A 26,390-nucleotide genomic window follows, 5' to 3' on the forward strand; every position below is an offset into this window, starting at 1 on the left:
CTCTTATGCGGAGACACAGCTATGAGTGAGTGGCAAAAATCGACCTGGCGCCAAAAACCGCGGGTGCAAATGCCAGAATATACCAACGCCGACGCGCTGTCGGCTGTTGAGGCTCAGCTGTCAAAATATCCGCCGCTGGTATTTGCCGGTGAGGCGCGACGGCTGAAACAACACCTCGGCGCGGCCGGCCGGGGCGAGGCATTCCTGCTTCAGGGCGGCGACTGCGCCGAAAGCTTCGACCAGTTCAGCGCCGATGCGATCCGCGATACCTTCAAGGTGATGTTGCAGATGGCGATGGTGCTAACATACGGCGCCAAGGTTCCGGTGATCAAGGTCGGGCGCATGGCGGGCCAGTTCGCCAAACCCCGCAGCGCACCGACAGAGACCGTGAATGGCGTCGAGCTGCCCAGCTACCGCGGTGACATCATCAACGATCTGGCCTTCACCGAGGCCTCCCGCGTGCCGGACCCGCAGCGGATGCTACAGGCCTATACTCAGGCCGCCGCGACGCTGAACCTGATCCGGGCGTTCTCAACCGGCGGTTATGCCGATGTGAACCAGGTCCACGCCTGGACGCTGGGCTTTACCGAGGGCGAGAAGGCCGAAAGCTATCGTGAAATGGCGAATCGCATCACCGATACGCTCGACTTCATGAAGGCGGCCGGCATCAACAATGATACCGCGCACACCTTGCAGTCGGTTGACTTCTACACCAGCCACGAAGGTTTGCTGCTGGAGTATGAAGAGGCGCTGACCCGTCTGGATTCGACCTCCGGCAAATGGCTGGCTGGCTCCGGCCACATGCTGTGGATCGGCGACCGGACCCGTCAACCGGATGGCGCACACGTGGAATTCTGCAGCGGCGTGCTGAACCCGATTGGTCTGAAATGTGGTCCGACCACAACGGCCGAGGATCTGAAGGTTCTGATGGCCAAGCTGAACCCGGAGAATGAGGAAGGTCGTCTGACCCTGATCGCACGCTTTGGCGCAGGCAAAGCCGGCGAACACCTGCCACGCCTGATCAAGGCGGTTCAGGAAGAGGGCGCCAAGGTGACCTGGGTCTGCGACCCGATGCACGGCAACACCATCAAATCCTCCACCGGCTACAAGACCCGCCCGTTTGAGAGCGTCCTGCGCGAGGTTCGCGACTTCTTTGCGATCCACACCGCAGAGGGCACCATCCCGGGCGGCGTGCATTTCGAGATGACCGGTCAGGACGTCACCGAATGCACCGGCGGCGTGCGCGCAGTCACCGATGAGGATCTCAGCGACCGTTATCACACGGCCTGCGACCCGCGCCTGAACGCCAGCCAGTCGCTGGAGCTGGCCTTCCTCGTTGCGGAAGAAGTCTCGCAGCTGCGCGCCCGCACCGCGGAGCGTCAAGCCGGCTGATCACCCACAGATCCACCCTGATCATCAGGATGGCACCTAGCAATGGACCCTCACCCCATCCGGGTGAGGGTCTTTTTATTCAAAGGGTTGGGAGAAGTTGCTGATGCACCTTAGCCAGAGTTTCGGCAGCGATCCGCAAGACGCCACCAGCCCCGTGGGCGCAGCACCTTGGACATGGCGACAGGGTCGTTTGCGCATCTGACAAAAGGGAAACGCCCCGGACCTTCTGTCGCGGGGCGTCTGCTTTCTAGCTATGTCCAGTAGCGCGAAAGTATCTCGGGAATATGCTGTGCCGTCTCAGGCCTCAGTCTTTGCTGACCACCAGTCGCAGGTGGCTGCCGCGCTTCTTGGTGGGCTGTTTTTCGGCCTTTGGTGCCACGTCCTTCGCGCTCGACATCTGGCGGCTGCGCTCAATCAGCGAACGCGCTTCGGTCATCACGCTCGGCTCTGGCTCAAACCGCGCCTGCGTCTCGGCAAACCCCGGATTGGGTGTGTTGACGTCCTGCGGTTTACGCTGGGGTGCGATCGGATCAGCGGCGCGTGGCTTGGCCTTAAAGGGGGTGTCGCCCTTATGGCTGACCTGACGGATCTTTGTTTCGGTGATGGAGAACCGCTGTGACGTACCGGTCGGGTTGCCTTCGGAGATGAAAACACCCAGCGCACGGCTGATGTCGCCCAGATCGCTGCGCAGCGGCAGCAGCAGCATACGCGCCTCACGTGCGCCGCGCAGACGGTTGTTTTCGGTCTGAAGCGTCAGTTCGATGATGGCGGGCGTGTCGAACATGGTTTCCATTGCCGCGCTCATCTGTTTGCGCGCCTCCGGTGTGAAGAAAGCGGTGATCGGCATGCCGCGCACTTCCATGCCAGCCATTTCATTCACCCGCTGTCCGGCCAGACGGAACCGGGCGATACCGGGCGCGATCCGTTCCAGAATAAAGGTCTGGGGCAGGATGTTCTCCAGCCCGCGCGGGTCAATCTGCGACCGGCTGGGAATGTCATCACCCCGGCGCAGGGCAGTCCAATAGGCCTCCGCCTGACGCATGGGCGACAGCGATCCCGCTGCACGGAACCGGTCCATTGCCACAACCTTAGTTTGACCATCGGTCTGATCGTTATCTTTGCGGCCGCCAAAAAACATCGCTGTCATCCTCGCTGGATCCGGCTGGGTCATGCGCCAAGCTAAAGTTGGTTGCCTAACGATTAATGCCGAATTGGTTATCCTGAAGTTAACATGCCACAATCTTATTCAATTTTGGACTACTTCTTTAATCAATGGTTAACACTTTAGGATAGGACCGCGCGCTTATGGACTTGTCGGCTGCCCGTTTGTAAACCTTTGACCACGCAAAACTGCGCCTTGGGCGCCTCGGAGGGCAGCAGGACATGACCATCCATTCAATGACGAGCTTTGCAGCGGGACAGGGCAGCATCGGCGCCCATAGCTGGTCGTGCGAATTGCGCTCGGTCAACGCCAAGGGGCTGGATCTGCGGCTGCGCATTCCGGACTGGCTGGAGGGGCTTGAGACCAACCTGCGTGGCCAATTGAGCACGGCGCTGTCGCGCGGCAACGTCTCCATGACCCTGCGCATCAGCCGCAGCGAAGCCGCCGCAAGCGCGCTTGAGATCAACCAGCCGGCGCTGGCATCGCTGTTGCAGGCAATTGCCGAAGTGGAGCGTCAGGCCGATGCGGCGGGCATCGTGCTGGCACAGACCACGGCGGCCGATCTTCTGGCGCAGCGCGGCGTGTTGGAGCAGGCCAGCAGTGCCGATGATCCCGCCCCGATCGTGGCGGCACTGAGCGCAGATTTCGCCGCAATCCTGTCCGACTTTGTTAACATGCGCGCCAGCGAGGGCGCCGCGCTGAAGACCGTGCTGATGGACCAACTGGACCAGATCAGCACGCTGCGCGATGAGGCCGCACGCCGCGCCGAGGCGCGCAAGGATGAGGTTGCCGCAAACCTGCGGACCAATCTTGCGCGGGTTCTGGACAACAGCGACGGCGTCGATGAAACCCGTCTGGCGCAGGAACTGGCGCTTCTGGCGGTAAAATCCGACGTCACCGAAGAATTGGACCGGCTCACCGCCCATGTTGCGGCAGCGCGTGACCTTCTGGCCAAGGGCGGGGCGGTCGGGCGCAAACTGGATTTCCTGATGCAGGAATTCAACCGCGAGGCCAACACACTCTGCGCAAAAGCGCAGAACAGCGATCTGACGGCGGTCGGGCTTGAGCTGAAGGCGGTGATCGACCAGATGCGCGAGCAGGTCCAGAACATCGAATAACGACACAGAATAACAACAACGTCATAAGACATAAGGAGAGCACGCCATGGCAGATCGGCGCGGCCTGTTGATCATCCTTTCTTCGCCCTCGGGGGCCGGGAAATCCACATTGGCAAAACGACTGCGGTCCTGGGATCCCAGCATCGAATTCTCCGTCTCCGCCACCACGCGCAACCCGCGCCCGGGCGAGGTGGATGGGCAGGACTATCATTTTATCACCACCGATGCCTTCAAAACTGCGGTGAGCGAAGGCGACATGCTGGAACACGCTCATGTGTTCGGCAATTTCTACGGCTCGCCCAAGGGGCCGGTAAAGGCGGCGATTGATAGCGGGCGCGACGTGCTTTTTGATATCGACTGGCAGGGCGCCCAGCAGATCCGCAACTCAGATCTGGGCCAGCACACGCTGTCGATCTTTCTGCTGCCCCCCTCGATCTTGGAGTTGCGCCGTCGTCTGGAAAGCCGGGCGCAGGACGATGCCGCTACGATCACCCGCCGGATGGAGAAAAGCTGGGACGAGATCAGCCACTGGGGCAGCTATGACCACGTGCTGATCAACGATGACCTCGACGCGACCGAGACACAGCTGAAGACAATTATCACCGCCACCCGCCTGCGCCGGATCCAGCAGCCGCATCTGATGGACCACGTGCGCGGCCTGCAAAGCGAATTTGAGGAGCTGTCATGACCATCTATGCCCTGGGCGACAAGACCCCGAACATCCACGCCGACACCTGGGTCGCGCCCGACGCCAACCTGATTGGCCTTGTGGTGCTGGAGGAGGGGGCCTCGGTCTGGTTTGGCTCCACCATCCGGGCCGATCACGAAGAGATCCGTATCGGTCGCGGCTCCAACGTGCAGGAAAACTGCGTCATGCACATTGACGCAGGTTACCCGCTGACCATTGGTGAAAACTGCACCATCGGCCACAAGGTGATGCTGCATGGCTGCACCATCGGCGACAACTCCCTGATCGGAATGGGTGCGACCATTCTGAACGGTGCCAGGATCGGCAAGAACTGCCTGATCGGTGCGGGCGCCCTGATCACAGAGAATAAAGAAATCCCAGATAACTCTCTGGTCATGGGCGCACCCGGCAAGATTGTCCGGGATGTTGACGAGGCTCTGGTGCAGTCGCTGCGCCAGAGCGCTGAGCACTACCAGGAAAACATGCGTCGTTTTCGCAACGAACTGACAGAGGTCTGACACGTGAGAAATTCCAAAGGGTCGCTGATGCGGCCAGATCCCTTGCCCTTCAGCGCGAGCCATCCGGTTGTGACACCGCTCAGCCCGTCGGTGGTCTATGCCAGCGAAACGCCAGATGCGCTTGATGACCAGTACGAAGGGCGGGTGCACGGCTATACCTACTCCCGCGAAGGCCATCCCAATGCCGATGTGGTCGCCAAACGGCTGGATGCGATGGAAGGTATGCCCGGCGGTGTCGTGACCGGCTCCGGCATGGCGGCGGTTTCGGCCGTTCTGCTGGGCCTGCTGAAAACCGGCGATCACGTGATTGGCGGCAATCAGCTCTATGGGCGGTCGATGCGCCTGATGGCCGAGGATCTGCCGCGTCTGGGCATTGAAACCACTTTGGCCAATCCCGGTGATGTGGCCGCAGTGGAGGCCGCGATCCGCCCCGAAACCAAGATGATCCTGGTCGAGGCGGTATCAAACCCGACGCTTGCCGTCGCCGATATCGACGGGCTGGCCCAGCTCTGCAAGGATCGCGATATTCTCTTGGTGGTGGACAATACCTTTACCACGCCGCGGGGCTTTCGTCCCTTTGACCACGGCGCCGATATCGTCATCCATTCAATCACCAAGCTGCTGGCCGGCCATTCCGATGTGATGCTCGGTTATGTCGTGGCCAAGGATCCTGAGATCAACACCCGTCTCAGCGTCTATGTGGTGACCACCGGCATGACGCCCAGCCCGTTCGACTGCTGGCTCGCCGAACGCGGTATGCTCTCGTTCGAGCTGCGGTTTGAACGCGCCCAGGCCACTGCGGTGACGCTGGCGGACCATCTGGCGGGGCTGCCGGGGGTGAAGCGGGTGATCTACCCGACCCGCAAGGATCATCCCGATCACGAGCGCGCAATGGCGCTGTTGGAGGGCAGGGGCTGCAATATGGTCAGCTTCGAGCTTGAGGGCGGGCGCGCTGCCGCCAATGCCTTTACCCGAGCGGCAGATGGGCTGAACTTTGCCCCGACCCTTGGCGATGTGGGCACAACGCTGTCGCATCCGGCCTCTTCCTCGCACCGCGCCCTCAGCGCGGAGGATCGCGCCAAACTGGGGCTGAGCGAAGGGTTCTTCCGCGTCTCGGTCGGGCTTGAGGATCCGGCAACGCTCTGCGCTGTCTTCACCGAAGCGGTCGCGGCTGCCATGTCATAGTTACAATTGATTTGTAACACGGCCGGCACAGCTAAAACGCGAGGGGCACATGACTGACGATCTGATTAACGGTTTCATGGAGGCCATCCCCTTGCCAGCTGTGCTGGTCGATCAAAGCGAAAGGTTCATCGCCGCAAATGCGGCGGCGACCACGCTGCTGGGCGCCAATCTGGTCGGGCGCCATTTCGCCACCATCCTGCGCCAGCCCAATGTGGCCACGGCGATCGAAAGCTGCCTTTACGACCGCAGCGCCAAAACCGCGCGTCACCTGTCCAATGATGGCGCACAGGACACCACGTTTGAGGTGGCCCTGCGCTATGTGCCGGGCATCGGCGCCGTGAATGGCGGCGCGGCGCTGATCAGCCTCACGGATATCACCGAGCGCGAGCAGGCGAGCCAGATGCGGCGTGATTTTGTCGCCAATGTCAGCCATGAACTGCGTACGCCGCTCACTGCGCTTATGGGGTTTATCGAAACGCTGCGCGGCCCTGCACGCGATGATGCTGCGGCACGGGATCGGTTTTTGCAGATCATGCAGGATGAAGCCAATCGGATGAACCGGCTGGTTGGTGATCTTCTGTCGCTGAACCGGGTCGAAAGCGAGGAGCGGGTGCGCCCGCGCGAACAACTGGATCTCGGCGCTCATCTGGCCTCGACCCTGAAATCGCTGGAGCCGGTTGCAGAGGCCGCCGAGGTGCAGCTGACGCTCGACATACCGGAGACGCCAACCGCCGTTACCGGCGATCCAGACCAGTTGCAGCAGGTCTTCACCAATCTGGTTGAGAACGCGATCAAATATGGCGGCGATCACGTCACGCTGCGGTTGCGGACCCGTGATCGTGATCCAGCGGTCCGCGCCGCTGCTGTCAGGGTCGAGGTAATCGACAACGGCAGCGGGATCGACCCCGTGCATCTGCCGCGCCTGACCGAACGGTTCTACAGGGTGGATACCCACCGATCCCGAGAGCAGGGCGGCACCGGTCTGGGGCTGGCGATTGTCAAACATATCGTCAACCGCCATCGCGGCCGCCTGCGGGTTGAAAGCAGCGCCGCCACTGGCACCGTCTTTACCGTCATCCTGCCGCGCTGAGCCGGCCACCGGGGCGCCGATGTGGCCTAAGCCGCGCCAACAGCCGCCAGCGATTAACAAAAACCGGGGCACCCGGAGCGTTTTGTTACAAAAATCAGCCAGAAATCCGGGTTTGTCATACAGCTGTTACATAGCTGTCACAAAAGGCTCACGCGCCGCCCTTAGGTGAGGGCGCAAGATCATCACGGGATGATCCTGAAAATTGACACCCAAGGAGACACAGATGTCCTTTGTGAAACTCACCGCATCCGCCCTGGCCATTTCGGCTGTTTCTGCCACTGCTGCGGCAGCGCGCGATCAGGTTCAGGTTGCCGGTTCTTCGACCGTTCTGCCCTATGCCTCCATCGTGGCCGAAGCCTTCGGCGAGAACTTCGACTTCCCGACACCGGTTGTCGAATCCGGTGGGTCCTCGGCTGGCCTCAAGCGGTTCTGCGAAGGTGTTGGTGAAAACACCATCGACGTGGCCAACGCATCGCGCCGCATCAAGGACAAGGAAATCAAGGCCTGCGCCGAAAACGGCGTGACCGATATCATCGAAGTTCAGATCGGCTATGACGGCATCGTGTTTGCCAATGACATCAAGGGCAACGCCTTTGAATACACGCCGACCGACTGGTTCCTGGCGCTCTCCGACGAAATCCTGGTTGATGGCAAAATGGTCGCCAACCCGAACAAGACCTGGGCCGACGTCAACAGCGCCTTCCCGGCACAGAACATCCAGGCCTTCATCCCCGGCACCAAGCACGGCACCCGTGAAGTCTTCGAAGACAAGGTGATCCTGGCGGGCTGTGAAGCCACCGGCGCATTCGAACACCTGCTGGCCCACGCCGAAGGCGACAGCGACAAGGCCAAGAAGAAAGCCGCCGAGAAAGCCTGCATCTCGCTGCGCACCGATGGTGTGTCGGTGGACATCGACGGCGACTACACCGAGACCCTGGCGCGGATTGAATCCAACAAGGACGGTATCGGGGTCTTTGGTCTGGCGTTCTACGAGAACAACACCGACAAGCTGCAGGTTGCCACCATGTCCGGCGTGGTTCCCACCACCGAGAGCATTGCCGAAGGGGAATACCCGGTATCGCGTCCGCTGTTCTTCTACGTGAAGAAAGCTCATATCGGCGTGATCCCCGGCCTGAAGGAATATGCTGAATTCTTCGTCGCCGATGAAGTGGCCGGTCCCGATGGCCCGCTGGCGGAATACGGTCTGGTTGCCGACCCCGAGCTGAGCAAGACACAAGCCGTGGTTTCCGAAGAAGAGGTCATGGGCGGCAATTCCTGATCGCTCGGCCAGAATGAGACAACGGGCCGGGGCATCTAGGGTTGCCCCGGCCTATTTCACGACCACCAAATGAAATACCCCTGCATGTCGGCGCGTCCGGCGCCGCAGGAGCGGAGTTTCCGCCCCACTCAAACGGAGTAGCTGATGCCGACAGTCTGGCTCGTTATTGCCCTGATCGCCCTTTCGGGGCTGGGCTTTGTGCTTGGGCGCAAGCGTGCGCTTGCTTCGGCCGGGGGCGACGCCAAGGCGTTGCATTCCCTGCCGGCCTACTATGGTCACAACGTGGCCTTCAGCGCGCTGGTGCCTGCCCTTGCCGTGTTGGCGATCTGGACATTGGCCCAGCCCATGGTGATCGAGAATCGCGTCTCGGCGATGATCCCCGCCGAGATGGTGCCGGAGAACTCCACTCTGGGTCTGGTGATGAGCGACGTGCGCCGTCTTGCCGACGGGCTGGATCAGGCGGTGGCGCAGGGGCTGCTCTCGCCGGATGAGGCGCGCAGCCTCGACAGCGGTGAAACGGATATTCGTGCCCGCCTCGGCGACATCGGCGTCGCCCTCGGGTCTGAAGTCCGCCCGGAGGTTCTGAGCGCGGCCCAGAGCTATCGCAGCCAGTCAAACAAAGGCCAGATCATCATGTCGGTGATCGTCGGTCTTCTGGCGATTGTCGGCTTTGCCTGGGCCTATGGCCGCACGCATAAGGATTTCCGCGCCCGCAATGTGGTGGAACAGGGGATCATGGCACTGCTGGTTCTGGCGGCCAGCCTTGCGATCCTGACCACGGTCGGTATCGTTTTCTCGATGCTGTTTGAGAGCATCAACTTCTTTGGCCTTCACGCCTGGTCAGATTTCTTCTTTGGCACCACATGGGCGCCGAATTTCCGCGGCGACAGCGATCTGTCGATCCTGCCGCTGCTGTGGGGTACGCTTTATATCTCTGCAATCGCCCTTGCTGTCGCGGTGCCTGTGGGCCTGTTTGCCGCCATCTACCTCTCAGAATACGCCGGCAGCACCACGCGCGCATTTGCCAAACCGCTGCTGGAAATCCTCGCAGGTATTCCGACCATCGTTTACGGCCTGTTTGCGCTGCTGACGGTTGGTCCGCTGCTGGTCAAGGTCTTTGGCCAGGGTGAGGATGGTCTGCTCGGCGTCGAATGGATGAGTGGTGCGACCTCGGTGCTGACCGCTGGACTGGTGATGGGCATCATGCTGATCCCCTTTGTCTCTTCGCTCTCTGACGACATTATCAACGCAGTGCCGCAGGCGATGCGTGATGGCTCGCTCGGGCTTGGCGCCACCAAATCGGAAACCATCCGCCAGGTGGTCCTGCCGGCGGCGCTGCCGGGCATCGTCGGCGCGGTGCTGCTGGCGGCCTCACGCGCCATTGGCGAGACGATGATCGTCGTGATGGGGGCAGGGGCGATTGCCAAGTTCTCGCTCAACCCGCTGGAATCAATGACCACGATCACCACCCGTATTGTCAGCCAGCTGACGGGTGATACGGATTTTGCCAGCCCCGAAACGCTGGTTGCCTTTGCTCTGGGGCTCACGCTGTTCGTGCTGACCCTCGGCCTGAATGTCCTGGCGCTCTATATCGTGCGCAAATACCGGGAGCAGTACGACTAATGACCGATATCAGCCAAAACACTCCGGGAAACACTCCTGGGCCAAACGCTTGTGCCGAACGGCGCCATGCAGGCTCGCTGTTGCAGCAATCGGATCGCACCCGAAAGCGCAACGCCGCCGAGCGCCGCTTTCGCGGCTATGGCATGGCCGCAATCGCGGTTGGCCTGCTGATGCTCGCTGTGCTGGTGTTCACCATCGTCAGCCGGGGCACCGGTGCCTTTCAACAGACTTTCATCACGCTTGAGGTGGAGCTGCTGGAAAGCAAGCTCGACAAATCCGGCACCCGTGATCTGGAGGCCATCAAGAAGGTGACCACCTTTGGCTACGCGCCGCTGATCAAGAACGCGATGGAAACCAAGGTGGCCGAGCTTGGCATCCAAACCGGTCTCAAGCCCAAGGAACTGGCGGGCCTCCTGTCCAAGGACGCCGCCGCGCAGCTGCGCAGCTTTGTGCTGGCCAACCCCGACCAGATTGGCGAAAGGGTTGCGTTCCGCTTCCTCGCCTCCAGCCGTGTCGACGGCTACCTCAAGGGCCGGGTCAGCCGCGACAGCATCGCCAATGACAAGAGCATTTCCTCCGAACAGCTGGATCTGGTCGATGCCTTGGTTGCGGCGGGGATCGTGGCCAAGACCTTCAACCTGGATTTCATCACCGGTGCGGATGCGTCTGACGCGCGCCCCGAAGCCGCGGGCATGGGGGTTGCGATGATGGGGTCGCTGTTCATGATGCTGGTGGTGCTCGCGCTGGCGCTGCCGATTGGCGTCGCCGCGTCGATCTATCTTGAAGAATTTGCACCGAAGAACTGGCTCACCGACGTGATCGAGGTGAATATCTCCAACCTCGCGGCGGTGCCGTCCATCGTGTTCGGTATCCTCGGCCTTGCGGTGTTCATCAACTACATGCACCTGCCGATGTCGGCACCGCTGGTCGGCGGTCTGGTGCTGACGCTGATGACCCTGCCGACGGTGATCATCTCAACCCGCGCCGCATTGAAGGCTGTTCCACCGTCGATCCGCGACGCGGCGCTGGGAGTGGGGGCCTCGCGGATGCAGGCGGTGTTCCACCATGTGCTGCCGCTGGCGGCACCGGGGATCCTCACCGGCACCATCATCGGGCTGGCGCAGGCCCTTGGCGAGACCGCACCGCTGCTGCTGATCGGCATGGTGGGCTTCATCGCCTCCAACGCGCCGGAAACCATTGCCGACGGCCTGCTGGCGCCGAATTCCGCCATGCCCGCGCAGATCTACGAATGGGCAAAACGTGCCGATCCGGCATTTTACGAACGCGCCTGGGGCGGTATCATCATCCTGTTGATCTTCCTCGTGACCATGAACACAGTGGCCGTTATCCTGCGCCGCCGCTTTGAACGCCGCTGGTAAGAGGGGCAGCCGAAATGAACCAGATGACTGCATTGGACAAAGACGTGCACACAGAAAAAACCAAGATCGCCGCCAAGAATGTGAATGTCTATTACGGCGAGGCCCACGCGATCAAGGACGTGAACGTCGAGATCGAAGACAACACCGTCACCGCCTTTATCGGTCCGTCGGGCTGCGGCAAATCCACGTTCCTGCGCTGCCTGAACCGGATGAACGACACCATCGACATCTGCCGCGTGACCGGTGATATCTCGATCGACGGCGAGGATATCTACGACAATCGCGTCGACCCTGTGCAGCTGCGCGCCAAGGTTGGCATGGTGTTCCAGAAGCCGAACCCGTTCCCCAAGTCGATCTACGACAATGTTGCCTATGGCCCGCGCATTCACGGCCTGGCCGCCAATAAGGCCGAGCTGGACGAGATCGTCGAGAAATCCCTGCGCCGTGGCGCCATCTGGGATGAGGTGAAGGATCGCCTGGACGCGCCCGGCACCGGTCTGTCCGGTGGCCAACAGCAGCGCCTGTGCATTGCGCGCGCCGTCGCGACGGAGCCGGAAGTGCTCTTGATGGATGAGCCATGTTCGGCGCTGGACCCGATTGCAACCGCCCAGATCGAAGAGCTGATCGACGAGCTGCGCAACAGCTATTCGGTGGTGATCGTCACCCACTCGATGCAGCAGGCCGCGCGCGTCAGCCAGAAAACCGCCTTCTTCCACCTCGGCAACCTGGTGGAGTTTGGCGCGACCGGCCAGATCTTTACCAATCCCGAAGATCCCCGCACCGAAAGCTATATCACCGGCCGCATCGGCTGATCGTGAGGACCAAAGACATGCCAGAGCAACATATCGCATCCGCCTTCGACCGGGATCTGGAAGCCATTCAGGCGCAGATCATGAAAATGGGGGGCCTTGTCGAGGCCGCCATCATGGACGCCGCTCGTGCACTTGAAACCCGCGACGAAGAGCTCGCCCAGCAGGTGCGCAACGGCGACAAGGCCATCGACGGGCTGGAAGAGCTGATCAACGAAGAAGCCGCCCGCGTCATCGCCATCCGCGCGCCTGCTGCGGTCGATCTGCGGCTGGTGCTGTCGGTGATGAAAATCTCCGGCAATCTCGAACGTATCGGCGATTATGCCAAGAACATTGCCAAACGCACCGCCGTTCTGGCGCAGGGGCCCAGCGTCTCTGAGAGCGCCGCCGCCATGCGCCGTATGGCGCGCGAGGTCGAGCTGATGCTGAAGGACGCGCTGGATTCCTACATCCAGCGCGACGTGGAACTGGCGCAGGACGTGATCGCCCGCGACAAAGACGTCGATCAGATGTACAACGCGCTGTTCCGCGAATTCCTCACTTTCATGATGGAAGACCCGCGCAACATCACCCCCTGTATGCACCTGCATTTTATCGCCAAGAACGTCGAGCGCATGGGCGATCATGTCACCTCGATTGCCGAACAGGTGGTCTATCTGGTGACCGGCGACAAGCCTGAGGATGACCGGCAGAAAGCCGACACGACATCCTCTGTGCCGCAGGAGGTCTGACCATGGCTGCCGACCAACCCACCGTTCTGGTGGTCGAGGACGAATTGGCCCAACGCGAGGTTCTTTCCTATAATCTTGAGGCCGACGGGTTTCGTGTGCTGCGCGCCGAACATGGCGAAGAGGCGTTGCTGGTTGTCGAAGAGGACATGCCCGATATCATCGTGCTCGATTGGATGATGCCCAATCTCAGCGGCATCGAAGTCTGCCGTCGGCTGAAGTCGCGCCCCGAAACCCGGAACATTCCGATCATCATGCTGTCGGCCCGTTCGGAAGAGGTCGACAAGGTGCGCGGGCTGGAAACCGGCGCCGATGATTACGTGGTGAAGCCCTATTCGGTGATCGAACTGATGGCCCGCGTGCGCACGCAGTTGCGGCGGGTACGCCCCTCGACCGTCGGGGTGCGGCTGGAATTTGACGATATCGTGCTGGACGCCGAAACTCATAAGGTCAGCCGGGCCGAGGCGCCGCTCAAACTTGGCCCGACCGAGTTTCGCCTGCTCTCCACCTTCATGGAGAAACCGGGCCGGGTCTGGAGCCGCGAGCAGCTCTTGGACCGGGTCTGGGGGCGCGATATCTATGTCGATACACGCACCGTCGATGTCCATATCGGCCGGCTGCGCAAGGCGCTGACCCAACACGGCGGATCTGACCCGGTGCGGACGGTCCGTGGCGCGGGCTACGCGTTAGGGTAGCAATCTAACTACTTGAAAATATGCGGCTTACGGGATTTCCCGGGGCCGCGCTTCGCTGAATTGATCAGCCGATCTATCGCGGCAACGGGTCTTCCGGCTGCGCCTGACCAGCCAGCCAGTTGCGGAACTTGATCAGGGCGGGATCCTTTGACCGGGCCTCTGGCCAGACCAGATAATAGGCGCCCTTGCTCTCGGTTGCTGTCGGGTAGAGCGCCACCAGACGCCCCGTTGCGAGATCCTGCTCCACCAGATAATCCGGCATCAAAGCCACCCCAAGCCCATGCAGTGCAGCCTGGGTAATGGTTGCGAATTGGTCATACATGGTACCGGATAATCCATCCTTCAACGCGATATCATGGGTCTCAAACCATTGCTGCCAGGCCTTCGGACGGGTCTGGATATGCAGCAGGGGCAGGGCAGTGATATCTCCCGCGGTCTCGATCTGCCGACCGTTCAGAAGCTCCGGCGCGCAGACTGGCAACATCTGTTCGTGCTTCAGCAGCAGCGCGTCAGTTCCGGGCCAGTCAGCAGTGCCAAAATGTATCGCCGCATCAAAGCCTTCGCTGACAAAATTAAACGGTTCAAGCCGGGTCGACATATTGATGGTCACATCCGGGTGCAGCCGCGCGAATTCCGGCAGGCGCGGCATCAGCCAGCGCATCCCAAAGGCCGGCAGAATGGCCAGGTTGAGCGTGCCGGCCAACGGCGCGGCCTGAACCCGCAACGTCGATTGCGCGATCTGATTAAGCGCCTGACGTATTTCGGCGGCGTAAGTCTGCGCTTCTGCCGAGAGCATGAGCCGCTTCTGGTCCCGCCGCACCAGATCCACGCCCAATTGTCGTTCCAGCGCCTGCAGTTGGCGGCTGACAGCGCCTTGCGTCAGAGCCAATTCATCCGCCGCGGCAGAGGCGCTGCCCAGACGGTCCAGCGCTTCCAGCGCGCGCAGCGCGGCAATTGAGGGGAGAAAGCGTCTCGGCGTGGCCATGTATGAGCTTTTGTAATGTTTGCTTGTGGTTCTGTCGCTGTCATTCCTCTTACCGCAAGGTTAAGGTCGGCGGCAAGTTTTGGATCAGGAAGGTGATGACAAATGACCGAAAAACCCGAATTGCGCGCCAAAGATGCCCCGGATCTCGGCCAGTTCAACTGGGAAGACCCGCTGCGTCTGGATGATCAGCTGGGCGAAGATGAACGCATGATCGCAGCTTCCGCGCGGTCGTATGCTCAGGAAAAACTTCAGCCTCGGGTTCTAAGTGCCTATGAAAACGAGGAAACCGATCCCGAGATCTTCCGCGAGATGGGCGAGATGGGTCTGCTCGGCACCACCATTCCGGAACAATACGGCGGCCTTGGTGCAGGCTATGTCTCCTACGGTCTGGTTGCACGCGAGGTCGAGCGCGTTGACAGCGGTTACCGCTCGATGATGTCGGTGCAAAGCTCGCTGGTGATGTATCCCATTTACGCATATGGCAGCGAAGAACAGCGCCAGAAATACCTGCCCAAACTCTCCTCCGGTGAGTGGATCGGTTGCTTTGGCCTGACCGAACCCGATGCGGGCTCGGATCCCGCCGGCATGAAAACCCGGGCCGAGAAAACCGATGGCGGGTATCGTTTGACCGGGTCCAAGATGTGGATTTCCAACGCGCCCATCGCCGATGTCTTTGTGGTCTGGGCCAAGTCCGAGGCCCACGGCGGCAAGATCCGCGGATTTGTTCTGGAAAAAGGCATGAAGGGGCTTTCGGCTCCCAAGATCGCCAACAAGGCGTCGCTGCGCGCGTCGATCACCGGCGAAATCGTCATGGATGGCGTCGAGGTCGGCGACGACGCGCTGCTGCCGCATGTCGAGGGGCTGAAAGGTCCGTTCGGTTGTCTGAACCGCGCGCGCTACGGCATCAGCTGGGGGGCGATGGGTGCGGCAGAGGCCTGCTGGCACGCCGCCCGTCAATACGGTCTGGATCGCAAGCAGTTTGGCCGCCCGCTGGCCAACACCCAGTTGTTCCAGCTGAAACTCGCCAATATGCAGACCGAAATCACCCTTGGGCTCCAGGCCTCATTGCGGGTTGGCCGCCTGATGGACGAAGCCAATGCAGCGCCTGAGATGATTTCCATCGTCAAGCGCAACAACTGCGGCAAGGCGCTTGAGATCGCCCGCAACGCCCGCGACATGCACGGCGGCAATGGCATCAGCCTCGAGTTCGGCGTCATCCGACATATGGTGAACCTCGAAACGGTGAATACCTATGAGGGCACACATGACGTCCACGCCCTGATCCTGGGCCGCGCCCAAACCGGTCTGCAGGCGTTTTTCTAAACAGATCGCATAACAAAACGTTTAAAAAGCGCATCGTTGTCTGACAACGGTGCGCTTTTTCGTTAACATCGTAAATCAGAGATGACTGGAGGCACGCGTTAATCAACGCCCAGACACTGATATTTCTGCAAGGCAGGTTTGCAAAAACGCAAATCATGGGCATCGCTTTATCCGCGCAAAGATTCTGACCGCTCTTTGCTGGACGAGCATCCCTCTGTCGCACGCCGAAAGGTTAAAGGGCAAGACGTGATAAATCCGGTCTTTCGTTGCAAAACACACGGCTCCGCGCGCGAGTGGGTTAACGCGTTCATGAAGCGGTGCAGTCCAGAGCGACCAGGCGGCTGCGCGCACCGAGATTTTTGCACAGGGGTGTTGCTATGGGTAATAACCGTCATCGACCTGCGCCGCTGCAAAACACCAATGCCAGATCGGGGCAAACCCGTCTGGCGGCGGGTTAATCCCATTGCTGGCATGCAAACCCGGGCCAGCGTAACCTCAGATGGCCAGGCCAATCCTACAAAGCGTCCATGAAGTTCCGCATGTTGGCAGGCGCAAATCTGCCAGATGGATCAACTTCCATGAACAAGCGGTAAAATCAGAATACCCGTGGTGTACGACGGGTGGTAGGACCGACACATATTGCCTGTAATCAGTAGTATGTATCTGATTTCTTTAGACTTTTTTAGGCTTGATATAGCGACCGGTTAAACGCGCAATATCTGCGCTTGTGTTTTGCTACTACATCTTGCGTTAGGATAGCAAGTAGGCAACAACGATTTTTTAACTCATCTATTGGTTGTGTTTTTAGAGGCACCAAGGAACGAACGGGCGAGAACCGCCTTTCCCCTTAGCGGCCACCCTTGACGACGGCCTATCTTTGCAAGTGCGCATCCGTTTTAGGTCTGAATGTCGCGGTGCGTCATGCACTTTCTTAGGGGCCTTTGTATTTTGGGGCATTGCAAGCGCAGGACGCTGCACAGCCCGAGGGGTGGCCTTAGCTTTGGTTAGGGCAGGGCGGGCTTTGGTATATTTTGCCCTTAGCTTGCGCAGTCGTTCCAATCGGGAAACGATTTTGACACTGCGTCGCGAGACAGTAGGGGGTCTACGCCGAACGCTGATAGTATTCTTTCTAGCTCTTGTGGGTTTCTTACGGGCCATTCGTCACCCTCCATTTGTACGATTGCAACACGTCCGCCCTCATAGCGAACGATCAAATGTTCGGTTCCGGGTATGACGAGATACAACTCGATATCCTGAAACACGAACTCTTTATCCTCATCACTCCAAAAGGCATCAGCCGGGGGCGTATGTGGCTTGGGAATGAGGAATTTCCACTCTGATATCATCGCTTCGATTTCTTCAATGGTGTACTCCCTTGAATTACGGACGATTTCGTCCTCTCTCAGCTCTACAATCTCAGAGATGGGTGGCTCATCGGACCTCTGATCACGCCACTTGGCGAGATAAGTATCAATGAAGATTTCGCGCATTCTGCCCTGGAGCATAAATTCGCGCCTACGGCGCTTTGCGTCGAAAACGTGAGGGAAAGAGTACTTAAGATCCTGAGGTGCAAGGCCCTGATCAACATATCTTTGCGCGTAGTCCTCAAACCACTTGAAGCCTAGAGGCGGCTTCTTAGACATGGAAACGTGATTGAGAGAAACGTCGCCCTCTTGTTCTTTTAGTGCGTATTTCAGCAAATAATAATAGCCGGCATATTCCGGCCGCTGAAAGTAGACGAAGCCATGCGGCCAGTATTTCCAAAAGAACCGTTCCTCTAGGCAGTATTTTTCAGTGAAGTGAGCGGCACGCCAATCTGGCGTATTGCGGTTGAGGCTAGTTGCGATATCCCAATGGTCTACCTCAACAGGCACTTTGCCGTCGAAGAACAGAACGGCATGCCAATGACTGCGGCCCTTCTTAGAGCCGTATTCACCAGCGACGATGTAGCGAACACTGTATCCGTGATAGCGAAGCCGTTTCATAAAGTCTTGAAAGTCTTTGTAAATCAAGGTGGTCGCATTAGGCGTGTCATCGGCATAGGTGAGGGTTATGGCGACTGTTTTTGTAGAGGTGGCCTGTTCAGCCAAGCACCGGCCAACGTAATCATTGACGCGGTTTTTCCTGCATAGCCAGCAATGGCGACAGGCGACCATTCCGGCATCAAGGACAAAGGATGGAGTAATACACATGTTTCCATTTTTTTTCATTTAGTGACGGAGCGCGCCAACCTGCGGTTTTTTGCGCCCCTGTCACTAAATGCATATCCCTACAAGGTTCTGAGATATCGCCCGCTGACCCTCTCCCCCTACGGCCCTTTTTGATGAGAGCGGGGGAGAGGGTCAGCTAATGACGGGGCAAGCAGGAGGCATGCCTTTTGGACGCGCAGAATTGCGCGTCCAGCTTGTTTAATTGTGATTGGGGTTATTCGAATGGATGTGGCGGGCTATCGCGCTTTTCACGCTTAGCCCTATCGCATTCTTTGAAATGCCGCTGTAGCGCGGCAAGATTGACAGTCGTTACTTCGATACCGAGGCGATCAATGTCCGCCTTGTACCGCTTCCAATCGGACAACTGCCAATGTGCGGGATCATAGAAATTCCAATCCCCGCCCCAATCCATTTTGATATTTCGCCGCCGGGCAACTTCCTTGCCGATAGCGCCGATAACAGCCCACTCCTTGCGTGTAAGGTTCCAAAGTCGGCTGCAATGAATTTCATCCACAGCACAGCCGTAGTTGTGAGGGCTTTGCCCGCCTTTGGCCTTGGTAACGCCCCTTGAATAAAGGGCGTTTTGCTGGGCATGGGTGCGAAAGAAGAAGAACGCATAAAAGGGATAGGAACGAGCGCGTAGCTCTTTATGCAAAGCCCGGTGAAAGTCGATGATATCCGGGTGTGCGTTATCCCATGAGGTTCTATGCGCCATCTTTCGATACTTGAGGCTGTTGATTTGCTGATGATCAACAAGAGCCTTAGCGGCCTTGTGATGATCCGACGGCAAGCGCCGGATCATTTTATCAGCAAGCACGCGCGGGCTATTCTGCCGTTTCGCTTTGCTTGTCAGCCTCTGTATCAGTCGCTGTATCGCCTTGCTTTTGTGTTTCATCTTCGATCACCTGCGGAGTTTTCTCAGTGGTTGGCTGCGGCTCTGTGGCGGCTTTATGCTGCGCTGATTGTTGTTCAAACTTTTCGTTCAAACGCTTGATCTCACGATCAAAATGCGTTTGTCGGCTTTGCTCATTGAGCTTGGCCCACATCATCATGCGATCAAAATCACTGTTGCGCCGAGTGGTTGGCGCTACGTTTGTGTAGGCCTCTTTTTCCACATGGTGGACGACATGAGAACGCACGTGCGTTTTGATATAGATGGAGACCGGCGCATCGCTGATTTCAACGGCAGGAAGAACCTGCAAGTACATTGTTTCATCAGCAGAAAATTCTACGCCGAAGTGACCATCAGAGGCAGCCAGCAGTTTTGCCGTTGCCATATCAACATCGCTGGCAATCCAGACCTGTACTTTATCGGTCACGTTGAATTCAAGCTTGACGTGGCGCTTGCGGTTGACCGGCAGTTCAAGCACCTCAGAGGGTGCAATAGACTGCCAGTCATAGAGGGCGCGGATGATAAATTGTTTCATGTTCTTTCCTTTTTTTATCGGGAGTTACGGGGCGCGGTTAACGCGCCCCTTTGCGGCTGTAACGATCAATCGGTGACGTCGTTTTCAGCCTTGGTTTTAGTCTTATCGATGCGGCTGATATCGGCCTCTGAAATGAGGGCGTCATAGTCGCCCACGGCCTCATGCAGACCTTTGCCAAAGACAGTGTTGCCGACGATATCCGAGCCACCAATGGTGGTGATTTCGAACGGATCATTGACCTGATCCGCGAACACGTTGTGATGCAGATCATTGGTCAGGTAGAAATCCTCGTTCAACTCAGGATCGACGGTTTCGATTGCCCAGATTTTTTGACGGTTTTCGTCAAAGGACTGATCAACAGTAGGCCGGTAGTATTTCCCACCGATCCGAGACAGATCACGCCTCCATTGATAGTTGAGAGGGGCATAACCAAAGGTTCCGCCGGGATCGCTATGCTCAACATCAAAGTGTGACTTGGTAACAATTGCGACCTTCTCAGGATCAAGGAAATCACGTGTGAAATCGGGAATACGCCCGATTGCCTTCATGTTAAGAAAATGGTCCTTTTGACGTTCCCAAAGTTGCTCAGGGACGATTTGAGCAGTGATAAGGATAATACCGCCAGTATTCATGGGCGGAGTGCGGAAGCGTATATCCACATAGGTTTCGCCATTGGTTGCTGACTTGGCGAGATTGTCGCCGTCAGTGGCATACCGGCGGCTATAGCCCATGATGGTTTGCTTTTTGTCCAGGAGTATCGGCTGAGAAAGCGCTTGCTCAGGCACCCGGATACCATCCATCAACAGGTCAATGATGTGTTCATCATCAAGGCCATCATATTTCTGGCGAAGCTTAGCGAATGCGGCGGTTTTCTTGGCAAGCTCGATATTCGAGAGGGAGAGAGAAACCCCCTCAGAACCCAACTCAGCGTAGATCAACGGCAAGGACTGCGAGACATCCGACCCGAAGGAATGGTCGGTCTGAATTGCAACACCTGCATTCGTGCTTTGCCACCAAACATTATCTTGTGATGCACCATCAGTTTGACGGACGCCCGAACCATAATGATCCGGGTTCACAGCATGAGTAATGCCGATACCAGTGACGGGAAGCCTTTGCTGGACAATGTTGATAGGAACCTCACCGTCAATAGACGCCTGATCGAAGTCAGGAACAATGAAGTTGCTGTTGGTATGCTTCCAGAACGCGGCGGCAAGAGTGTGATCCAGCTTATCCCGCGTCGGGAGCGATGAAGAACGCGCCTTGCGCATGTAATTGACGAGAACGTTATAGCTCTCAACAATCATAGTGTTGACCTTGCCGGTGCGCCCGCCGCCGACGCCCTGATGAAGGCCCATAGTCTGATAGATTTCAGAGTCGGTTTTCCAATCTTCTTCTTCGAAGAAGGGGATAGGGTCGCCGCCCTCAGTTTCAGGAATACCCTTGTAAGAACGGTTGAGGGCATCCATGCCGTTGAAACGATCAAAGGCGAGGAACGGGATAAAGTGCGCATGTACTGTCACATTGACAGCATTCATAAGCATTTCCGCCGTTTCCATCATTTCGAGACGGACACGATATTGACCGCGTGAAACGCGATCTTCGCGGAACATAGGCACATAGGCCAAAGGCAAAATCTTGCCAGCATGGCCAGAGGTGAGAGCGCGAACCCGGTCAGGCCGGACGCTTTTTTGCACTTCGATAGGCTGTGAAGGGATTGTTTCTGTCAAACGCATACTCAGTTTCCTTTTAGTTGAGCTTTGCGCAACAACCGCTTGAGGCTGTTACGTATCTTTGCGCATTTCGCGCATTTCTTTCGGCGGGGGAGGGGAGGGCGACGGCGCTTAGAAGACCTGACGCGCATATGGATCATCCATAAACCAGCGCGCACCCGACATTGTCGGTCCCGACATAGGCGGAGCCGATAGAGTAGGCCGCATCACTGGCCGAGACTTAGGCCGAATGCGGTTTCGCTCTTCAATGTTGGATAGGGCTTGCTTGCGACGGTCAGACCACTTTCGCCCCATGGGGGAAAGCTTGGCCGTTTCGAGTGCGTCAGCACCGGCGACAGATACGCCGTATGCCGATGAAGCTACATCGCCATAGCGTTGTTCGATATCCTCAGCGTCAGACCAACGGTCATCCTCTGAAATAGTTATCCCCGCAACGCGGTTACCAGATCCCCGAGACCCATCCCGAGCAGGAACAGTGCCAGAATTATCCAGCCGAGGACCTTGAGTACCTGCATCAGTTACACCCGTGTACGTGTTTGCACTAGGGATTGAGTAGCCGAAGTTTTCGCGGAAAGCAACGGAACCCGTTTTGCGGATTTCCTTCAATTCTTCCCGCATAATGTCCAATTCAAGCTTATCGCGCTCCTCATCGCGCTTGGCTTGCTTGTGGTTGAATGCAGTTTCGATCCCTTTTCCAAGGGCTTCTGCGAAGAAGCTGGACGACGACAAGGCAGGGCCTTGCGACGTATAGCTAGGCGCACCACCAGATCGAACTGCGGTTAGAGGGTTGATGCCCGCCGCAGTAGCATCTGCGACGAGGCGTTGGAGTTGAGTGTCATTGCGGGCGTCTTGCTTTTTCTGCCCACGACGACTGAAACCGCCACCGATAAGGGGGCCAGCAACGGCGCCAATAATTGTGGAGAACAGACCCATCAGCGAAGGTGCTTTGGTGTGCTGTTGCGGATACGCGCCGAATGACTAAGCGCGAGATCGACCAGAACACCGCCAAGGGCGATGATACCGGCAACGATCATATTGCTTGTTTCCTGAGTTACACCGATGGTAACGAGGTACGTTCCAAAGGCAGTACCAACACGCCGAAGAAGCGGTTGAATGAACTCAGATGCAAGGTATTCGTACATAACGACTTATCCCTCTAAGGGGCCGCTATTATCCCGCCAGTTGATAAAGTCCGATAATCAGTATTATGTATAATTTATATGATGCAGCGTCACTGTTGCAGGCTTGGCCGCAACATCGAACAGTTGCACAGCATATGTTCCAACGACAGCTGAGGCCCAAATGGATTTGCAAGGCAAAACGATTGTTATCACAGGCGCCGCCACAGGTATCGGGCGGGCTTTGGCGCTGACGATCGCCAAGCACGGCCCACGGCACATCATCTGTGCCGATATTGATGGCGCCAGTGCCCAGCATACCGCCGATGATGTTGGTGGCAGCGCCTTTGCCGTGGACGTCGGATCAGACCAGGCCATGGCGCAGATGATCGAGGCGATCGAGCGTGATATCGGACCGATTGATGTTTTCTGTTCGAACGCCGGAATTCTCAGGATCGGCGGCCTGGAGACCACCCTTGCGGATTGGCAGCGCAGCTGGGATGTAAACGTAATGGCACATGTTTCCGCCGCCCGGCATCTCGTGCCACGTATGCTCGAACGTGGCGGCGGTTATTTCCTGAATGTCGCCTCGGCGGCCGGCTTGCTGAACCAGATCGGCGCCGCCAGCTACGGGGTTACCAAACATGCCGCCGTGGGGTTTTCAGAATGGCTGGCGATCACCCATGGCGACCAAGGGATCGGTGTTTCCGTCGTTTGTCCGCAAGCGGTGAAAACTGCCATGACCGAAGGATTGGAACATAGCGCTGCGGCTGTAGACGGTATGATCACCGCCGAGGACGTCGCAAAGATCTGCGTAGAAGCCATTGAGAACGAAACATTTCTCGTGCTTCCACACCCAACGGTGGCAAGCTACATCCAGGCCAAGGCCGCCGATACTGGACGCTGGATCACCGGTATGCAGCGGTTGCGCGACAAGTTCGACGCCCCGAACTCAGAATAATGGCTGCATCAGGATTTGGCGATGGGCCGCATCAGACCTTCCTGAGCGACGCTCGCCACCAAACGGCCATCCTGCGTGAAGATAGATCCACGATTGAAGCCGCGGCCGCCTCCGGCAAAGGGTGAATCCATCGTATAGAGATGCCAGTCGTCGAATTTCACCGGTCCATGGAACCACATCGCGTGATCGAGACTGGCCGTCATCGCCTGTCCCTTTACAAAACTCAGACCATGCGGACGCAGCGCCGAGCCCAGCAAGCCATAGTCAGAGACATAGGCCATCAGCACATGTTGCAGCTGCGGGCTGGCGTCCTTGGCGGCTTTCATCCTGACCCACATATGGTTGATATCACTACATTTACCGGGATTGATCGGATCGCGCGGCTCAACATCGCGGATTTCGAACGGGCGTTCTCGGGAAAATTCTACGCGCAGTCGGCCATCCAGCGTTTCGGCAAGCTCACGTAGCAACACGTCACGAGATACCAGCGCATCGGGGGCCTTTACCTCCGGGATCTCATGCTGATGTTCCCAGCCCGGTTCATCAATGTGAAAGGACGCCGCGAGATTCAGGATCTGCTTGCCATTCTGCAAGGCGGTGACCCGCCGGGTGGTAAAGCTGCCGCCATCCCGCGCCGGATCCACCGCGTAAATCACCGGCTTTGACGGATCTCCCGGACGGATGAAATATGCGTGCAGCGAATGGCACAGACGATCCGGCACTGTCGCATAAGCGGCCATCAGAGCCTGAGCGATAACCTGACCACCGTAAATCCGGGTCGGCGTCTCACCACCGGATCCAATTCCGCGATAGAGGTTGCGGTCCAGTTCCTCAAGATCGAGGAGATTGAGCAAAATTTCAGCTGCGTCAGGCATTTGTTACGTCCTGTTGATCTTTGCGCGGGTCATCGGCTGTGCGCCCACCCTGCCCTCGTGGCGTGGCCGACAGGCAGGATTAGCCCGTTATCGCTCCGTGAACCAGCGCCTTTAGCTCCGCGCGTGCCGGATAGGAGCTGGATGGTGCCAGCTGTGTAAAAAACACGACACTCAGATCCAGCAGCGGGTCAACCCAGAAAAACGTCGACGCCATACCGCCCCAGCTGAAATCGCCCACCGATCCCGGACATCGCGCCCGCGCCGGATCAAGCACAACAGCGCCGCCGAGACCAAAGCCCATCCCCTCCATCGGCTGTTCCGCAAAGCTCTGCGGTCCCATCGACGCAATATCGCCTGGAAGGTGGTTTTGGCACATGAAATCAATGATTTGTGGACTGATCAGATGGTGTTCCCCCAACCGCCCACGCAGCCGGATCAACTCCGCAAAGCGCATATAGTCGTCAATCGTACTGAGCAGGCCGCCGCCGCCCGAGTCCATCTCGGCCCGGCTAAACGGCGTATCGACGTAGCAGTCAATTAGCCGCAGACTTTCGTCTCCCTGCTCTGCACCATTCAAATCCATGGCGTCGCCACTCAGCGGAGAATATAATGAAGCCAGATGGTTACCGGTTTCCGCTAAGGTGTGAAATGCGGTTTGATCCATGCCAAGCGGGTCAAATATCTCACGCTTGAGGAACGCCGCAAGGCTGTCACCGGTTACAACCTCAATCACCCGGCCAATCACGTCAATGCCAACCGAGTATTCCCAACGTTTTCCCGGTTCAAAAGCAAGCGGAAGCGAGGCCAGCTCCGTGACCTTCGTCGCAAGAAGCCCCTGATCCGGTTTGAACATCAGATCTGTTTTCGACATTTCTTCTGCCAGCAGGCCCGGATTGAACGGGTAGCTCAATCCGCTGGTATGGGTCAGCAGCTCATGCAGCGTGGGCGCGCGGCAGGGCTGTGTCTGGTCAATATCGGTCGCGCCATCAATAAGACAGTGCATATCAATGAATTCAGGAAGAAATTCCGACACCGGCGCATCCAGATGTAACAGACCGCGTTCCAGCAGCAGCATCAATGCAAGCGAGGTGACCGGTTTCGTCATGGAATAGATCCGTGTCACCGTATCGCGGGTGAATGGTAGATCTTCGGCGATATTGCGATGACCAACCGCGTAGAAATAGCATTCTTCGCCGCCGCGGTTGATCAGCAGCGAACTGCCGGCATATCTGCGGTGATCGACATAGCGATGCTGCCATCTTCTGATGTTTTCTAGCCGCGCGGCATCCATGGGGGCTCCTGTCGTCAGATATCGGTAAGGCTCAGCCGATGAGCCTGGTCATCGCTGGCACGGTTTCACTGGTAAACCAGGGCGTATCATCCGATTCCGCTGCCATCGCCGCCTTGATCCTGGCGATCGTCTCGCCTCGGAGCTGCTGCTTGATCGCGCCGTAGGTTCCGGCGGGCAAGTCCGCCAGTGTCCGTGCTTCCTTCAGCGCGTATCCGAGCAGATCTTCGGCATCATCGGCAATGATATCAACGATATCAAAGTTGCGGGCTGCGATTGGCCCAATGGTCTGCCCGGTCAGCATCAAACGCCGCTGAATATTGGGGCTGAGGGTTGCCCGGGCAATCTCCAGCGGCGCCACGGGAAAATCCACCCCGGCCTGCACTTCTGCAAGACCAAACTTGGATTTAACCAGGGCTACCCGTACATCACTGCAAAGGACAAAGAACAATCCACCGGCAATCGCCGCACCATTAACAGCCGCAACCACCGGCTTGGGACAGGCGTAAAGCGCGAGGAACGCCTCGTTCAGCCCATCCACGGCAGCCCGCTGACCTGCCAGATCGAAATCCTTCGCGGCTTTCAGATCGAGGCCTGCCGAGAACACCTTGAACGCGCTGGTCAACAGGATCGCACGGACGGAAGGGTCCTCTCCGAATTCTTTGATTACATTGGCAAAATCCATCAGAAATTCGGGCGACAACGCATTGACCGGGGCCCGTGATAGTTTGAGTTCGACAACCCCGTCCCCATGTGACTGCCGGAACAACCAGTCGCTCTGTGTCATCTCTGCCTCTTCCCTTT

Annotated in this window: 25 protein-coding genes; 14 read left to right on the forward strand and 11 right to left on the reverse strand. The window is 58.2% G+C overall.

Going from position 1 to position 26,390, the window contains the following annotated elements; all coding sequences use genetic code 11:
• The first annotated feature begins 21 nt into the window (after window positions 1-21).
• Window positions 22-1,392 carry a class II 3-deoxy-7-phosphoheptulonate synthase gene (locus VWZ81_RS05635; protein ID WP_416534932.1) on the forward strand — a complete coding sequence of 457 codons (1,371 nt, stop codon included), beginning with the start codon at window positions 22-24 and terminating at the stop codon, window positions 1,390-1,392.
• A 304-nt stretch (window positions 1,393-1,696) separates the two neighbouring features.
• On the opposite strand, the gene VWZ81_RS05640 is transcribed toward VWZ81_RS05635, so the two are convergent.
• Window positions 1,697-2,530 carry a PAS domain-containing protein gene (locus VWZ81_RS05640; RefSeq protein ID WP_416542453.1) on the reverse strand — a complete coding sequence of 278 codons (834 nt, stop codon included), beginning with the start codon at window positions 2,528-2,530 and terminating at the stop codon, window positions 1,697-1,699.
• A 245-nt stretch (window positions 2,531-2,775) separates the two neighbouring features.
• On the opposite strand from VWZ81_RS05640, the gene VWZ81_RS05645 reads away from it, so the two are divergent.
• The 11 genes from VWZ81_RS05645 (at window position 2,776) to phoB (ending at window position 13,666) form a co-directional block, all read left to right on the forward strand.
• Window positions 2,776-3,672, forward strand: coding sequence for a YicC/YloC family endoribonuclease (locus VWZ81_RS05645; protein ID WP_416542286.1), 897 nt, complete (start codon window positions 2,776-2,778; stop codon window positions 3,670-3,672).
• 46 nt (window positions 3,673-3,718) lie between these two features.
• Window positions 3,719-4,360 (forward strand): guanylate kinase, encoded by a 642-nt coding sequence (gene gmk, locus VWZ81_RS05650; RefSeq protein ID WP_416534934.1) that lies wholly within the window; start codon window positions 3,719-3,721, stop codon window positions 4,358-4,360.
• The gene (locus VWZ81_RS05655) at window positions 4,357-4,878 is read left to right on the forward strand and encodes a gamma carbonic anhydrase family protein (RefSeq protein WP_416542287.1); all 522 of its coding nucleotides are present in this window, start codon (window positions 4,357-4,359) and stop codon (window positions 4,876-4,878) included. The genes gmk and VWZ81_RS05655 overlap by 4 nt, the downstream gene beginning before the upstream one ends.
• Before the next feature lie 27 nt (window positions 4,879-4,905).
• Entirely contained in the window at window positions 4,906-6,063 is a 1,158-nt protein-coding gene (locus VWZ81_RS05660) for a trans-sulfuration enzyme family protein (RefSeq protein ID WP_340545578.1), read from the forward strand.
• Window positions 6,064-6,112: 49 nt separating this feature from the next.
• Window positions 6,113-7,153, forward strand: coding sequence for a sensor histidine kinase (locus VWZ81_RS05665; protein ID WP_340545577.1), 1,041 nt, complete (start codon window positions 6,113-6,115; stop codon window positions 7,151-7,153).
• Between the two features lie 223 nt (window positions 7,154-7,376).
• Complete coding sequence (locus VWZ81_RS05670) at window positions 7,377-8,432, forward strand: substrate-binding domain-containing protein (protein ID WP_340545576.1); 1,056 nt, start codon at window positions 7,377-7,379, stop codon at window positions 8,430-8,432.
• 144 nt (window positions 8,433-8,576) lie between these two features.
• Window positions 8,577-10,055: a phosphate ABC transporter permease subunit PstC gene (pstC, locus tag VWZ81_RS05675; protein WP_340545575.1), complete on the forward strand. Its 1,479-nt coding sequence runs from the start codon at window positions 8,577-8,579 to the stop codon at window positions 10,053-10,055.
• Window positions 10,055-11,434, forward strand: coding sequence for a phosphate ABC transporter permease PstA (gene pstA / locus VWZ81_RS05680; protein ID WP_416542288.1), 1,380 nt, complete (start codon window positions 10,055-10,057; stop codon window positions 11,432-11,434). Before pstC ends, pstA begins: the two co-directional genes overlap by 1 nt.
• A 14-nt stretch (window positions 11,435-11,448) precedes the next feature.
• On the forward strand, window positions 11,449-12,246 hold the full coding sequence (pstB, locus tag VWZ81_RS05685) for a phosphate ABC transporter ATP-binding protein PstB (protein WP_061049311.1): 798 nt from the start codon (window positions 11,449-11,451) through the stop codon (window positions 12,244-12,246).
• A gap of 17 nt (window positions 12,247-12,263) precedes the next feature.
• On the forward strand, window positions 12,264-12,974 hold the full coding sequence (phoU, locus tag VWZ81_RS05690) for a phosphate signaling complex protein PhoU (protein ID WP_061049310.1): 711 nt from the start codon (window positions 12,264-12,266) through the stop codon (window positions 12,972-12,974).
• A gap of 2 nt (window positions 12,975-12,976) precedes the next feature.
• Window positions 12,977-13,666 carry a phosphate regulon transcriptional regulator PhoB gene (phoB, locus tag VWZ81_RS05695; RefSeq protein ID WP_061049309.1) on the forward strand — a complete coding sequence of 230 codons (690 nt, stop codon included), beginning with the start codon at window positions 12,977-12,979 and terminating at the stop codon, window positions 13,664-13,666.
• A 73-nt stretch (window positions 13,667-13,739) separates the two neighbouring features.
• Here the strand turns inward: phoB and VWZ81_RS05700 are convergent, their stop codons facing one another.
• Window positions 13,740-14,651: a LysR substrate-binding domain-containing protein gene (locus tag VWZ81_RS05700; RefSeq protein ID WP_061049308.1), complete on the reverse strand. Its 912-nt coding sequence runs from the start codon at window positions 14,649-14,651 to the stop codon at window positions 13,740-13,742.
• Window positions 14,652-14,753: 102 nt separating this feature from the next.
• On the opposite strand from VWZ81_RS05700, the gene VWZ81_RS05705 reads away from it, so the two are divergent.
• The gene (locus VWZ81_RS05705) at window positions 14,754-15,974 is read left to right on the forward strand and encodes an acyl-CoA dehydrogenase (RefSeq protein ID WP_416540172.1); all 1,221 of its coding nucleotides are present in this window, start codon (window positions 14,754-14,756) and stop codon (window positions 15,972-15,974) included.
• Window positions 15,975-17,011: 1,037 nt separating this feature from the next.
• Here VWZ81_RS05705 and VWZ81_RS05710 read toward each other — a convergent pair.
• The 6 genes from VWZ81_RS05710 to VWZ81_RS05735 all read right to left on the reverse strand — a co-directional run bounded on the left by VWZ81_RS05710 (window position 17,012) and on the right by VWZ81_RS05735 (window position 22,486).
• Window positions 17,012-18,184, reverse strand: a complete 1,173-nt coding sequence (locus VWZ81_RS05710) for a hypothetical protein (RefSeq protein ID WP_416542289.1) — start codon at window positions 18,182-18,184, stop codon at window positions 17,012-17,014.
• A 214-nt stretch (window positions 18,185-18,398) separates the two neighbouring features.
• On the reverse strand, window positions 18,399-19,079 hold the full coding sequence (locus VWZ81_RS05715) for a M15 family metallopeptidase (protein WP_416542290.1): 681 nt from the start codon (window positions 19,077-19,079) through the stop codon (window positions 18,399-18,401).
• Window positions 19,009-19,611 carry a hypothetical protein gene (locus VWZ81_RS05720; protein ID WP_416542291.1) on the reverse strand — a complete coding sequence of 201 codons (603 nt, stop codon included), beginning with the start codon at window positions 19,609-19,611 and terminating at the stop codon, window positions 19,009-19,011. Before VWZ81_RS05720 ends, VWZ81_RS05715 begins: the two co-directional genes overlap by 71 nt.
• 65 nt (window positions 19,612-19,676) lie before the next feature.
• Window positions 19,677-21,347, reverse strand: coding sequence for a hypothetical protein (locus VWZ81_RS05725; protein ID WP_416542292.1), 1,671 nt, complete (start codon window positions 21,345-21,347; stop codon window positions 19,677-19,679).
• A gap of 108 nt (window positions 21,348-21,455) precedes the next feature.
• Window positions 21,456-22,277 carry a hypothetical protein gene (locus VWZ81_RS05730; protein WP_416542293.1) on the reverse strand — a complete coding sequence of 274 codons (822 nt, stop codon included), beginning with the start codon at window positions 22,275-22,277 and terminating at the stop codon, window positions 21,456-21,458.
• A complete protein-coding gene (locus VWZ81_RS05735; RefSeq protein ID WP_416542294.1) occupies window positions 22,277-22,486 on the reverse strand; it encodes a hypothetical protein in 210 nt (69 codons plus the stop codon). The genes VWZ81_RS05730 and VWZ81_RS05735 overlap by 1 nt, the downstream gene beginning before the upstream one ends.
• A gap of 160 nt (window positions 22,487-22,646) precedes the next feature.
• Here VWZ81_RS05735 and VWZ81_RS05740 point away from each other — a divergent pair, with 160 nt between their 5' ends.
• The gene (locus tag VWZ81_RS05740; protein ID WP_416542454.1) at window positions 22,647-23,423 is read left to right on the forward strand and encodes an SDR family oxidoreductase; all 777 of its coding nucleotides are present in this window, start codon (window positions 22,647-22,649) and stop codon (window positions 23,421-23,423) included.
• A gap of 8 nt (window positions 23,424-23,431) precedes the next feature.
• On the opposite strand, the gene VWZ81_RS05745 is transcribed toward VWZ81_RS05740, so the two are convergent.
• From VWZ81_RS05745 to VWZ81_RS05755, 3 genes are all read right to left on the reverse strand, one after another.
• Window positions 23,432-24,298, reverse strand: a complete 867-nt coding sequence (locus VWZ81_RS05745; RefSeq protein WP_340545571.1) for an acyl-CoA thioesterase — start codon at window positions 24,296-24,298, stop codon at window positions 23,432-23,434.
• Between the two features lie 79 nt (window positions 24,299-24,377).
• A complete protein-coding gene (locus tag VWZ81_RS05750; RefSeq protein WP_416542295.1) occupies window positions 24,378-25,589 on the reverse strand; it encodes a serine hydrolase domain-containing protein in 1,212 nt (403 codons plus the stop codon).
• Window positions 25,590-25,620: 31 nt separating this feature from the next.
• The gene (locus tag VWZ81_RS05755; RefSeq protein ID WP_340545569.1) at window positions 25,621-26,373 is read right to left on the reverse strand and encodes an enoyl-CoA hydratase/isomerase family protein; all 753 of its coding nucleotides are present in this window, start codon (window positions 26,371-26,373) and stop codon (window positions 25,621-25,623) included.
• Between the last annotated feature and the right edge of the window lie 17 nt (window positions 26,374-26,390).

Source organism: Phaeobacter sp. JH20_34 (assembly GCF_048056095.1).
In the GTDB taxonomy this organism is placed as follows: Bacteria; Pseudomonadota; Alphaproteobacteria; order Rhodobacterales; family Rhodobacteraceae; genus Phaeobacter; species Phaeobacter bryozoorum.